General features: G+C 64.1%; 8 protein-coding genes and 1 tRNA gene. 6 read left to right on the top strand and 3 right to left on the bottom strand.

Going from position 1 to position 12,374, the window contains the following annotated elements; translation table 11 throughout:
* Positions 1-10 precede the first annotated feature (10 nt).
* The 3 genes from gltB to CFR80_RS01205 all read right to left on the bottom strand — a co-directional run bounded on the left by gltB (position 11) and on the right by CFR80_RS01205 (position 7,059).
* Positions 11-4,540, bottom strand: coding sequence for a glutamate synthase large subunit (gene gltB / locus CFR80_RS01215; RefSeq protein ID WP_373636450.1), 4,530 nt, complete (start codon positions 4,538-4,540; stop codon positions 11-13).
* A 5-nt stretch (positions 4,541-4,545) separates the two neighbouring features.
* The gene (locus tag CFR80_RS01210; protein WP_010513792.1) at positions 4,546-6,000 is read right to left on the bottom strand and encodes an NAD(P)-dependent oxidoreductase; all 1,455 of its coding nucleotides are present in this window, start codon (positions 5,998-6,000) and stop codon (positions 4,546-4,548) included.
* A gap of 165 nt (positions 6,001-6,165) precedes the next feature.
* A complete protein-coding gene (locus CFR80_RS01205) occupies positions 6,166-7,059 on the bottom strand; it encodes a complex I NDUFA9 subunit family protein (protein WP_010513793.1) in 894 nt (297 codons plus the stop codon).
* 225 nt (positions 7,060-7,284) lie between these two features.
* Here CFR80_RS01205 and CFR80_RS01200 point away from each other — a divergent pair.
* From CFR80_RS01200 to lptB, 6 genes are all read left to right on the top strand, one after another.
* Positions 7,285-7,371: transfer RNA gene (locus CFR80_RS01200), tRNA-Leu, on the top strand.
* A gap of 250 nt (positions 7,372-7,621) precedes the next feature.
* Complete coding sequence (locus CFR80_RS01195; protein WP_010513795.1) at positions 7,622-8,269, top strand: ribonuclease D; 648 nt, start codon at positions 7,622-7,624, stop codon at positions 8,267-8,269.
* A gap of 52 nt (positions 8,270-8,321) precedes the next feature.
* Positions 8,322-9,374: a KpsF/GutQ family sugar-phosphate isomerase gene (locus CFR80_RS01190; RefSeq protein WP_010513796.1), complete on the top strand. Its 1,053-nt coding sequence runs from the start codon at positions 8,322-8,324 to the stop codon at positions 9,372-9,374.
* Entirely contained in the window at positions 9,371-10,111 is a 741-nt protein-coding gene (gene lptC, locus CFR80_RS01185) for an LPS export ABC transporter periplasmic protein LptC (protein ID WP_010513797.1), read from the top strand. The genes CFR80_RS01190 and lptC overlap by 4 nt, the downstream gene beginning before the upstream one ends.
* Entirely contained in the window at positions 10,111-11,403 is a 1,293-nt protein-coding gene (locus CFR80_RS01180) for an LptA/OstA family protein (RefSeq protein WP_010513798.1), read from the top strand. Before lptC ends, CFR80_RS01180 begins: the two co-directional genes overlap by 1 nt.
* On the top strand, positions 11,400-12,179 hold the full coding sequence (gene lptB / locus CFR80_RS01175; RefSeq protein WP_010513800.1) for an LPS export ABC transporter ATP-binding protein: 780 nt from the start codon (positions 11,400-11,402) through the stop codon (positions 12,177-12,179). Before CFR80_RS01180 ends, lptB begins: the two co-directional genes overlap by 4 nt.
* Positions 12,180-12,374: the final 195 nt, after the last annotated feature.

Below are 12,374 nucleotides of genomic sequence, written 5' to 3'. Positions count from 1 at the left end.
AGCCCTGCATTCAGGCACCACGCGCCATGGCCGGGGCTTCGAACCCGATCACGCGCGCATACTCCCTGGGCACGACATGCCAGAAGCGCGGCAGGGTCTTGTCCCAGTTATGCAGCAGCAGTTCGGCATAACGGCTGCCGGTTTCGCGGGCATGGGTTTCCACCTGTTCACGCAGCATGGCCTCCCATTTCGGGTCCTGCACCCGGCACCACATGACCGTATCGGGGTTGACCCGTTCGGCAAACGTGCCGCTGGCGTCATAGACAAAGGCCATGCCGCCGGTGAAGCCCGCGCCGAAATTGTCGCCAATTTCACCCAGGATCACCACCGTGCCGCCGGTCATGTATTCACACCCGTTCGAACCACAGCCCTCGACCACGGCCGTCGCCCCCGAATTGCGCACCGCGAAGCGTTCGCCCGCCTGCCCTGCCGCATACAGCGCGCCTGCGGTCGCACCATACAGGACGGTGTTGCCGACAATCGCATTCTCGTTCGATACAAGGCTGGAAGACGGCGAGGTACGGACCACGATGGTCGCTCCCGACAGCCCCTTGCCAACGTAGTCGTTCGCGTCACCCAGCACCTCAAGCTTGAGGCCCTGCACAGCGAATGCGCCCAGCGACTGCCCGGCCGATCCACGCAGCCGCACCGTCAGGTGGCCCGGCGCCAGCGTGGCCATGCCGAACTGCCGCACGATCAGCGAGGAAATGCGCGTGCCGATGGCACGATGCGTGTTCTGCACGTTGTACTGCAGCTGCATCTTCTCGCCATGGTCGAACAGCGGGCGCGCATCGGCGATCATCTGCGCATCCAGCGTCTCGGGCACCTCGTTGCGGCCCTCACGCGTGCAATAGCGGCCATAGGGGCCGGGATCGGCCTGCGCCAGCAGCGAGTTGAGGTCGAGGTCATCCAGATAATCCGCGCCACGCAGCACCTGATGCAGCAGGTCGGTGCGGCCGATGATCTCGTTCAGCGAGGTGAAGCCCAGCGAGGCCAGGATATTGCGCACGTCCTCGGCAATGAAGGAGAACAGGTTGATCACCTTCTCCGGCGTGCCTTCGAACTTGCGACGCAGTTCGTCATCCTGCGTGCACACGCCAACGGGGCAGGTGTTAGAATGGCACTGACGGACCATGATGCAGCCCATGGCGACAAGGCTGGCCGTGCCGATGCCGAACTCCTCCGCACCCAGCATGGCGGCAATCACCACGTCACGCCCGGTTTTCAGCCCGCCATCGGTGCGCAGCTTCACCCGGTGGCGCAGGCGGTTGAGCATCAGCACCTGATGCGCTTCCGCCAGCCCCAGCTCCCACGGCATGCCCGCGTATTTGACCGAGGACTGCGGGCTGGCACCCGTGCCGCCGGAATGGCCCGAAATCAGGATTGCATCGGCCTTGGCCTTCGCAACGCCTGCCGCGATCGTGCCGATGCCCGAACGCGCGACCAGCTTCACGGTCACGGTGGCTTCGGGGTTGATCTGCTTGAGATCGTAGATGAGCTGGGCCAGATCCTCGATCGAGTAGATGTCATGATGCGGCGGGGGCGAGATCAGGGTCACGCCTTCCGTCGCATGCCGCAGCTTCGCGATCAGGCCGGTGACCTTGAAGCCGGGAAGCTGCCCGCCCTCACCCGGTTTCGCACCCTGCGCCATCTTGATCTCGATCTCGCGGCAGTCATTAAGGTACTGCGCGGTCACGCCAAACCGGCCCGACGCGATCTGCTTGATGGCGGATGACGCGTTATCGCCATTGGGGCGCGGCTTCGCACGCGCCGGGTCTTCCCCACCCTCACCCGAATCGGACTTGGCACCGATGCGGTTCATGGCGATCGACAGTGTCTCGTGCGCTTCGGGGCTGAGCGCACCCAGCGAAATGCCGGGCGCGATCAGGCGTTTGCGCAGTTCGGTAATGCTTTCGACCGATTCCACGGGAATGGGCGTGCGCCCGCCACGGAAGTCCAGCAGATCACGCAGGGCAACCGGCGGCTGGCGGCGTACGGCGTCCGCATACCGCTGGTAGACCGAGAAGCTGCCGGTCGAGACCGCCGTCTGCAGCATATGGATCAGATTGCCGTCAAACGCATGCACCTCGCCACTGCGGCGCAGCTTGTAGCGGCCACCGACGGACAGGGTTTCAACGTGTTTGTTCCACGCCTTGTGGTGGAAGCTCAGTACATTGCGCGCGATGCCGGTCAGGCCGATGCCGGAAATGCGCGAGGGCATGCCGGGGAAGAATTCCGCCGTCAGCGCGCGCGACAGCCCGATGGCCTCGAAATTGTAGCCGCCACGATACGACGCCACGATGGAAATGCCCATCTTGGACATGATCTTCAGCAGGCCCTTGTTGACCGCCTTGCGGTACCGCTCCACCGCCTCGCTCAGCGTCAGCTTGCCGAACAGGCCACGACGGTGGCGGTCGGCAATGCTTTCCTGCGCAAGGTACGGGTTGACCGTGGTTGCCCCCACCCCGATCGTCACCGCGATCGCATGCACATCCAGCGCACCCGCCGAACGGACGTTCAGCGAGGTGAACGTGCGCAGCGACTGGCGCACAAGGTGCGTATGCACCGCCGCCGTCGCAAGGATCATGGGAATGTAGGCGCGGTCACCCGACTGGTGTTCATCCGTCAGGAACACATGGGTACAGCCTTGGCGTACGCGGTCCTCGGCTTCGGCGCGAATGCGCGCGATGGCGGCACGCAGGCCCGCTTCCCCATCCGCCGCAGGGAAGGTGCAGTCGATGGTGCAGGCATTCTTGCCACAGAAATCGGCCAGCGCCTGGAATTCACCCGTGGTCAGCACTGGGGAGGGAAGCTGCAGCAGGTCACACTGGCTTTCACTTTCCTCCAGGATGTTGCCAAGGTTACCAAGGCGCGTCACCAGGCTCATCACCCGCGTTTCGCGCAGGCTGTCGATGGGCGGGTTGGTCACCTGGCTGAAGGCCTGACGGAAGTAGTGCGCAAGCCCGCGATAACGGCTGGACAGCACGGCAAGCGGCGTATCATCGCCCATCGACCCGATGGCTTCGGACGCATTTTCCACCATCGGCTGCAGGATGGTTTCAAGGTCTTCCAGCGTCAGGCCAACAGCAAGCTGGCGGCGACGCAGGGTTTCGGCGTCATACAGCACGGGTTCGCTGCCATCGGGGCGGACAATGCTGGAGATTTCCTGCGTCCGCTTCACCCAGGCCGAGAAATCCTGCCGGCCCGACAGTTCATCAAGCAGTTCCTCGTTGCTGTAGAGCTTCGCGGTTTTCAGGTCGAGCGCCAGCGACTGCCCCGGCCCGAGGCGGCCACGGCTGACGATTTCGGCCTCGGGCACTTTCACCATGCCGGTTTCGGAACCCACGATCAGCAGGCCGCCATTCGTGATGGTGTAGCGCAGCGGACGCAGGCCACTGCGGTCGAGTCCTGCAACCATCCACCGCCCGTCGGTAGCGCACAGGGCGGCCGGGCCGTCCCACGGTTCCATCACGGCGTTGCAGTAGGAATACATGTCCTTGTGGCGCTGCGGCATGGCCGAATTGCCGCCGACACTGGCCGGAATCATAAGGCAGCGCGCCATGGGTGCGTCACGACCGGCGAAGGTCAGCAGTTCGAACACGTTGTCAAAGCACGCGGTGTCCGACCCCTGTGCCTGCACCACGGGCTTCAGGTCATCCATGTACGGGTCAAGGATGGGATCGGCCAGACGGGTCTCGTGGCTTTTCATCCAGTTGACGTTGCCCGAAATGGTGTTGATCTCACCATTATGGGCCAGCCTGCGGAACGGCTGGGCCAGCTTCCATGTCGGGAAGGTGTTGGTCGAGTACCGCTGGTGATAGATGGCGAAACGGCTGACGAAACGCGGGTCGAGCAGGTCGGGATAGAATTCCGTCAGGTGTTCGGCCAGGAACATGCCCTTGTAGATCAGCGACCGGCACGACAGCGAACACACATACAGGTCGACCTGATTGGCGATCGCGCTTTTTTCGATCCTGCGACGGATCACATACAGGTCGCGCTCGAATTCGTCTTCCGTGCTGCCGGGCAGGTTGCGGATCAGGATCTGCTCGATCTCGGGACGGGTGGCGTTGGCCTTTTCACCGATGCAGTCGGTGTTGATGGGCACCTGACGCCAGCCATAGATGCTGTAGCCGAAGGCGAGGATCTCGCTTTCAATGATCTGGCGGCAGCGTTCCTGTGCCGCGATATCGGTCTTGGGCAGGAAGATCATCCCCACCGCGATCTGGCTGTCCACGCCGCTTTCCGCACCACCGGCATGGATCGCATCGGCAAAGAAGTCCTGCGGGATCTCGACATGGATGCCCGCGCCATCGCCGGTCTTGCCATCGGCATCGACGGCGCCACGGTGCCACACGGCCTTGAGCGCCGCGATACCCGCTTCCACCACGTCGCGGCGCGGCTTGCCATCCAGTGCCGCAACCATGCCCACGCCGCAGGCGTCATGTTCATCGGCGGGGTTGTACAGACCGGAAATGGCCTGTGCGTTGTCTTCCCATTCCTGCACGAAATCGGTCGGCTGGTGTTCAAACTGGTCCATCATGCTTACTCCGCCACCTCGGCCCGTGCGGCCGTCATTTCCTCAAGCCACGCGTGCATCTGGGCTGCCGCGTCGCGCCCGTCGCGGATGGCCCACACCACCAGGCTGGCCCCGCGCACGATGTCACCTGCGGCGAAGACGCCAGGCAGGCTGGTCATGAACGTTTTCCGATCCACCATGAGCGTGCCCCAGCGCGAGACTTCCAGCTCCGGCTGGCCCCACAGCGTGGGCAGCGGTTCGGGATCGAAACCCAGCGCCTTGACCACCAGGTCAGCTTCCAGCGTGAACGCGCTGTTTTCCACCGGTTCGACCGACTGGCGGCCGCTGGCGTCGGGCAGGCCCAGCTTCATGCGGCTGGCGCGCACGCCGGTCACGCTGCCTTCGCCCTCGAACGCCTGGGGCGCGGCAAGCCAGACGAACTCGACACCTTCTTCCTCGGCGTTTTTCACCTCACGCACCGAGCCGGGCATGTTGGCACGGTCACGGCGGTACAGGCATTTAACCGACTTCGCACCCTGCCGGATGGCGGTGCGCACGCAGTCCATGGCCGTGTCGCCACCGCCGATGACCACGACCGAGCGCCCCGCCGCGTTCAGCTCACCACTGTCATATTCCGCAACCGTATCACCCAGCGAGACGCGGTTGGACGCCGTCAGGTAATCCAGCGCACGCACGATGCCACCCAGCCCCGCACCGGGACCGCCGATATCGCGTGACTTGTACACACCCGTTGCGATCAGCACGCCGTCATGGCGCGCGCGCAGGGTGGAAAACGCAATGCTGTCCGCGCCGTCCGTGTCGCCAATGCCCTTGCCCAGATGGAACTGGATGCCCGAGTCCACCAGCAGCCGGTGACGGCGCAGGACAATGTCCTTTTCCAGCTTGAAGCCGGGGATGCCATACATAAGCAGGCCGCCGATCCGGTCGTAACGGTCATAGACATGGACCTGATAGCCCTGCTCACGCAGCTGGACCGCGGCGGCAAGGCCACCGGGACCGGCACCGATGATGGCAACGCTCTCATCGCGCTCGACCACCGGCTTCACCGACTTCACCCAGCCATTATCGAAGGCGGTATCGGTAATGTAGCGTTCGACCGCGCCGATGGTGACGCTTTCGAATCCTTCCTCGATCACGCAGTTGCCTTCACACAGACGGTCCTGCGGGCAGATGCGGCCACAGATTTCGGGGAAGGTATTGGTGGCGGACGACAGTTCGTACGCCTCCTCCATCCGTCCCGCCGCCGTCATCATCAGCCAGTCGGGGATGTTGTTGCCCAGCGGGCAGTGCACCGAACAGAACGGCACCCCGCACTGTGAACAGCGCGAGGCCTGCGTTTCGGCCTTTGCAGGCACGAATTCGTCATAAATCTCGTTGAAGTCCTTGCGGCGCGCCTCGGCAGGCCGTTTGTCCGGCTGCTCCTGCGCCACAGAGACGAATTTCAGCATGCGCTCGGCCATCGGTCTGCCCCTGGTCTGCATAATGGAAGGACGCCATGGGCACGCGACACGTACCCGAAGCGAGGGACAGACCTACGCAACCCCCCGCACGAATAAAAGACAGCAGTACTGACCTTATTTAAAGAAAACGCCAGAAATTCCCGAAAATCCGAAGTTTCAGGACCATCATCCCATAACCAGCCCCATGGGAGATGGGGTAATGCCCAGCATATCCAGCGTGCGCGCGCCGGGGGCCACGATGTTGTCGATATACAGCAGCCGGACCTGGTCGCGCGTCAGCACGTGGCCGGGCAGGTGCTCCAGCACTGCCCCCTGAAGGGTGGCAAGCCAGCGCGGCACCGCGAATAGCGGGCGCGGGTGCCCGCCCCACCGCGCGGCCCACGCCACGATGTCGCGCATGGTCAGAACCTTCGGGCCACCAAATTCAAAAATGGCTCCCGCCATGTCCGCGCCTGTTGCAATGCGGGCCAGACCTTCGGCCACGTCCCCCACCCAGACCGGCTGGAACCGTGTCGCCGCCCCGAAGACCGGCACGATGGGCATGAACCGCGCCATGCGCGCGAACATGGCCGGAATGGGTCCGTCCACGCCAAAGATCAGCGATGGCCGCACGATCACGGCTTCGGGCATGGCGCGGCTGACCGCGCATTCCCCCTCCGCCTTGCTGCGGGCGTAGGCGGAGGCACTGCTGACCTGCGCCCCCAGCGCCGAGACATGGATCAGGCGCCTCACCCCTGATGCCGCAGCCAGTCGCGCCACACGCCCGGCTCCTTCCACATGGATAGCCTCGAACGTCTCGGCGCCATGGGGGGAGAGGATTCCCACAAGGTTGATGACCACCTCGCTTCCCTCGATCGCGGCGACGCAGGCCGCCTCGTCCATGATGGAGGCAACGACAGGCACCACCTGCCCCACATCACCCAGCATCCGCAGCGTCGCTGCCTTCGCCGCCGTGCGCCCGACCACGCGCACCACGTAGCCCGCACGCGCCAGACGTCCCACCACGGACCGCCCCACGAACCCGGCCCCGCCAAAAACCGTCGCCACCTTACGCGTCATAGCCTGCTCCCATCTGTGGCGCATGATTTGCGCTGCCTGCCATTTTCCCATTTTCCAGCCGCGCCAGACAGTCAATTCTTCCGCTGCTGCCAGGACATGCCGGGCGGGAAAAAGAAAAAAATGCGCCTGATTTCAAAAAAATGCATTTCCCCTGTTGACCGTACCGCCGGGCCGGACTAAACACCCCTCACACCACCCCGGCGGCCTCCGCTGGGGAGCCTCTGAGCCCAGATGGCGGAATTGGTAGACGCGCAGGTTTCAGGTACCTGTGGCCGCAAGGTCGTGGAAGTTCGAGTCTTCTTCTGGGCACCATCTCTCTGAAAAATAATGATACTCCCCTCCGGGGACGGACAGGACAGCCCATTCGGGACTGTCCCGTTATCTTTTTGTCTGTCTCCCCGCGCAAATTGGTGTAAACCGCCCACGACGACCTGACTTCACGGGCAGGCCCGCACCCCGCGGCCGGAACGGATGGGACTGCGACACAACGGATCGCCTTCCTTGCGGTTGCGTTCCAGACCTGCCACCGTGAAGCCGACCATCGTGACGGAGCATTTTTTATATGGCTGCAAGCCCGGCCCCCGACGCCATCCATTTCCATCGCGGCGACCTGCCGGCCGGGGTCACGTTTCCCGGCGCCGTGGCCGTTGATACGGAAACAATGGGCCTGAACCCGCACCGGGACCGGCTGTGCCTGGTGCAACTTTCCGCGGGGGACGGTCATGCCCACCTGGTACAGATGCCGCGCGGCGCCACGGCGGCAGACTGCCCCAACCTCGTGCGCGTGCTGACTGATCCCCAGCGGCCCAAGCTCATGCATTTCGCCCGTTTCGACGTTGCGATCCTGCAGCATACCCTTGGCATTACGGTTGCGCCGAACATCTGCACCAAGATCGCCTCCAAGCTGGTGCGGACCTATACCGACCGTCACGGACTGGCCCATCTGTGCCGCGAACTGCTGGGTGTGGAGCTGAGCAAGCAGCAGCAGACATCTGACTGGGGGGCACCTGACCTGACACCCGAACAGCTGGCCTATGCCGCGTCCGACGTGCTGTACCTGCATGCGCTGTGGGAAAAGCTTGAGGCCCTGCTGCACCGTGAAAACCGCCGTGAACTGGCGCAGGCCTGTTACGATTTCCTTCCAACCCGCGCGCGTCTGGATATCCTGGGATACGAAGAACCGGATATTTTCGCGCATCGCGCAGCCTGATAATGGTTCCCGCGTTTGACCGGGACCCATTTCACGACAATACAGACCCGGCATGAACAGCAGCCTTTCCCCCTCCCTCCCCGCCATTGCAGAAAGCATGTCGCAGGCCCATGCCCGCATGTTGAGCGAGGCATGCAGCGTGCTGCGCACCGAATCCGCCGGCCTGCAGGCCATGATCGCGGCGATGGAAGACTCCGGCCCCGATGGGCGGACGGGGCTGGGTACGGCTTTTGTCCAGGTGGTGGACCGCATCCTGGCGGACAACATGCGCGTGGTGGTGACGGGCATTGGCAAATCGGGGCATATCGGGCGCAAGATCCAGGCGACCCTTGCCTCCACCGGTACGCCCGCCATTTTCGTGCATCCGGCCGAAGCATCGCACGGGGACCTGGGCATGCTGCAGCGCGGGGATGCGGTGCTTGCCATTTCCAATTCCGGCGAAACGAAGGAAATGGCCGACATCATTTCCCATACCCGCCGGTTTGGCATGCTGCTGATCGCCATGACGTCGGTCCCGGGGTCCACGCTGGCGCGCACGGCCGATATCGTGCTGCCGCTGCCGCATACGCCTGAAGCCTGCCCCAACGGACTGGCCCCCACCACCAGTTCCACCATGCAGCTGGCGCTGGGCGATGCGCTGGCCATCGTACTGCTGCAGCGCCGCAGGTTCAGCGCCAGTGATTTCGGCATCTTCCACCCCGGCGGCCGGCTGGGGCCACAGCTGCGCCGGGTCAGCGAACTGATGCATACCGGCGACGCCATGCCGTTGGGCCCGGCTGGCATGCCGCTGCGGCAGGTCATCATGGAAATCACCCGCAAGGCCTTTGGCTGCATGGGGGTGGTGGACGCGAACAACCGCCTGACCGGCCTGATTACGGACCGCGACCTGCGTCTGGCGCTGGAACAGGACCTGGACCACACCTGTGCCGTCGACATCATGAATGCCAAGCCACAGACCATCGGCCCCGACGTGCTGGCGGCGGAGGCACTGCGCATCATGAACGACCGGCCCCGTCCCATCTCCAGCATTTTCGTGCTGGACGGCAACGACCATCCCGTTGGCATCCTCCACCTTCATGACCTGCTTCGTGCTGGCGTTGCATGACCGATCAGCCGGACGACAACAGGGACGACGGGACCGATCCCAACCAGATCCAGCGTGAGGACTACGCCCGCAGCGCGGCCGACATCGAACGCCAGCGCAGCATATTCGACCAGTCAACCCGCACGCGCCTGCTGCCCAATGCCGCCGACCTCGCACGGCGGCAGGCGATCATGCGGTCCGCCAAATGGATGCTGCCGCTTCTGGCGCTTATCCTGCTGGGGTCCATTGCTGCATGGCCTGCAGTGCAGCGCGCGGTCATCATGCATACCGGCACCATGGCACAGATGAGCCATGTGCGCGTGAAAAGCGGCAGCATGCTCAACCCCACCTATCGCGGGCTGGACGATCATGGCCGTCCCTACATGGTCACGGCGGACGAGGCGCGCCAGATTTCAGCCGAACGGATTGACCTGAGCAACCCCGCCGCCGATACATTGATGGATAATGGAAACTGGATGTATGTCACCGCGCGCGACGGCGTCTATATCCAGCATGCGCAGCTTCTGGACCTGACGCATGATGTCACGGTTTACCGCAATGACGGGACCCTCATGCTCAGCCCCTCGGCCGACGTGGACATGCGCCACAACATCATCGTCACCGATAGCTGGATCCATGGTGAAGGCCCGATTGGCGAAATTGACGTACAGGGCGGCATGCTGGACACACGCGGCGGCATCATGCTGTTTCGCGGGCCGGGCCGCATGATCCTCAACGCAGCGGAAAGATCGAACTGATGGCGCGCGTAACATTCCGCCTGTCGCTTGGCGGCGTCCTTGTGGGGCTGGTGGCGGCACATCCCGTCATGGCGCAGGGGCTGGACATGTCCCATGGGCAGCAGATCAATGTCACCGCCGCCGGTGGCTTCGACTGGGACCAGAACGCGCAGACCGTCACGGCCTATGACCGCGCGCAGGCCATCCGTGGCGACATGACCGTGCGTGCGGACCGGCTGATCGCCTTCTACCGCAAGAAGGCCGCGACCGCCCCGACCGGACAGGCCACACCCGCCACACCGCAGGCTACGGACGCCAGGCCACCGGGGGCCGATGCACCGCTGGCGGCCCATCTGGGTGTCGCCCCGCCGCCGGAAACCCGCCGCCCCCACATAACGGATGACGGATCGCAGGCCCCGGATGGCGCGACCGCGACAACCAGACCGCCTGCGCCACCAGCCACACCTGCCGCCCCTACCGGCGCTGACCCTGATGTGGATACCAGCCTGACCACCACATCCGACACGCTGCCACAGGACATGCCCACGCCGGACGCACCGGCACCCGCGGGCGCGCCCGGCGGGCCGGCGGCCACCGGAACGGGCACCGCCGCAGGTGGTGGGGATGGCAACGGCCCCGGTGGCGGCGCGAGCGAGGTCTACCGCCTGGAAGCCGTCGGCCATGTCCATGCCTTCAACATGAATGACCAGGCATGGGGTGACCATGCGGTGTATGACGTGGACCAGGCCATTCTGGTCATGACCGGCCAGCACCTGAAGATGACGACGCCACAGGACATCCTGACCGCGCGCGACGTACTGGAATACCATTCGCACGACCACATGTCGGTCGCCCGCGGCAACGCCACCATGACCACGAATGACGGACGCCAGCTGCGCGCGGACGTACTGGTCGGATATGACAGGCCAAAGGCGCAGCGCAGCCATCCGCGCCGCGAATGGGATGCAACCCATCCCGATGGAAAGAACCCGTCGGAAAACGCTGATGTTGATGACCGTCCCGCCCCCGGCGCGGGCACGATCGACCATGTCGATGCCTTCGGCCATATCGTGATCCGCACCCGCACCGAAACCATAACCGGCGACCGGGGCGTGTACGTGCCCGATACAGGCATTGCCCGGCTGGTTGGCAACGTGCATATCACCCGTGGGGAAAATCAGGTCAGCGGCACGTCCGCCATCGTGAACATGCACACCGATATCGCGACACTGACCGACAACCCCGGATCACGGGTGAGCGGCCTGGTCATTCCGAACCAGGCGGGCAAAGGTGACAAGGGATCTGCACGATGAACACGACATCCCCGGTGGAACAGTCCACCACCGAACAGCCGGTTGCCCCACCGGAAACGGGGCTGATCGCCAGTGGCATCGGCAAGAGCTACAAGAAACGACAGGTCGTGCGCGATGTCTCGCTGCAGGTGCAGCGTGGCGAAGCCGTGGCCCTGCTGGGCCCGAACGGCGCGGGCAAGACCACCAGCTTCTACATGATCGTGGGGCTGGTGCGCCCGGACATGGGCACCATCACGCTGGATGGCGCGGACATCACGCAGTTGCCGATGTACCGCCGCGCCCGGATGGGCATTGGCTACCTGCCGCAGGAATCAAGTATTTTCCGTGGCCTGAATGTTGAACAGAACATCATGGCCGCGCTGGAGATCGTTGAACCCGACCGTGACCGGCGGCAGACGATGCTCGATGGCCTGCTGGGGGAATTCGGCATTACGCGGCTGCGGCATTCCTCATCCCTCGCCCTGTCGGGGGGGGAGCGGCGGCGGCTGGAAATCGCCCGCGCGCTGGCCAGCCAGCCGCATTACATCCTGCTTGATGAACCGCTGGCCGGGATCGACCCCATCGCGGTGGGCGAAATCCGTGACCTTGTGGCACATCTGAAGGATCGTGGCATCGGCGTGCTGATTACCGACCATAACGTGCGTGAAACGCTGGAAGTGATCGACCGGGCCTACATCATGCACAGCGGGCAGGTGCTGACAGAAGGCCGGCCCGAGGAAATCGTGGCGAACGAGGACGTGCGCCGCGTCTATCTGGGTGAAAAATTCACGCTATAGACCCTTATGCGCCCACCCTGTGCGCCGGGGCGTGCATGCAAGGGGCCGATCATCGGAAAAGCTGTGGGCTTTCATGCAACGAAGGCATGGACAGCAGCACTGCAACCATGCCCAAATACACCCGTTCGGGATCATGTGCCCGACTGGTACAACGCAACCGCCACCAGCACGCAGCCCGCATGGGAGCAGGATCGT

The sequence above is a fragment of the Komagataeibacter oboediens genome (assembly GCF_003207815.1).
Taxonomy (GTDB): domain Bacteria; phylum Pseudomonadota; class Alphaproteobacteria; order Acetobacterales; family Acetobacteraceae; genus Komagataeibacter; species Komagataeibacter oboediens.
The sequence above is the reverse complement of the archived record's forward strand: the minus strand, read 5'-3'. Positions and strand labels throughout refer to the sequence as shown.

Excerpts from the sequence above, each read along its gene's own strand:
- CFR80_RS01210 (WP_010513792.1), bottom strand. The coding sequence starts at position 6,000 with ATGGCCGAGCGCATGCTGAAATTCGTCTCTGTGGCGCAGGAGCAGCCG.
- gltB (WP_373636450.1), bottom strand. The coding sequence starts at position 4,540 with ATGGACCAGTTTGAACACCAGCCGACCGATTTCGTGCAGGAATGGGAA.
- CFR80_RS01180 (WP_010513798.1), top strand. The coding sequence starts at position 10,111 with ATGGCGCGCGTAACATTCCGCCTGTCGCTTGGCGGCGTCCTTGTGGGG.
- CFR80_RS01195 (WP_010513795.1), top strand. The coding sequence starts at position 7,622 with ATGGCTGCAAGCCCGGCCCCCGACGCCATCCATTTCCATCGCGGCGAC.
- CFR80_RS01190 (WP_010513796.1), top strand. The coding sequence starts at position 8,322 with ATGAACAGCAGCCTTTCCCCCTCCCTCCCCGCCATTGCAGAAAGCATG.
- CFR80_RS01205 (WP_010513793.1), bottom strand. The coding sequence starts at position 7,059 with ATGACGCGTAAGGTGGCGACGGTTTTTGGCGGGGCCGGGTTCGTGGGG.
- lptC (WP_010513797.1), top strand. The coding sequence starts at position 9,371 with ATGACCGATCAGCCGGACGACAACAGGGACGACGGGACCGATCCCAAC.
- lptB (WP_010513800.1), top strand. The coding sequence starts at position 11,400 with ATGAACACGACATCCCCGGTGGAACAGTCCACCACCGAACAGCCGGTT.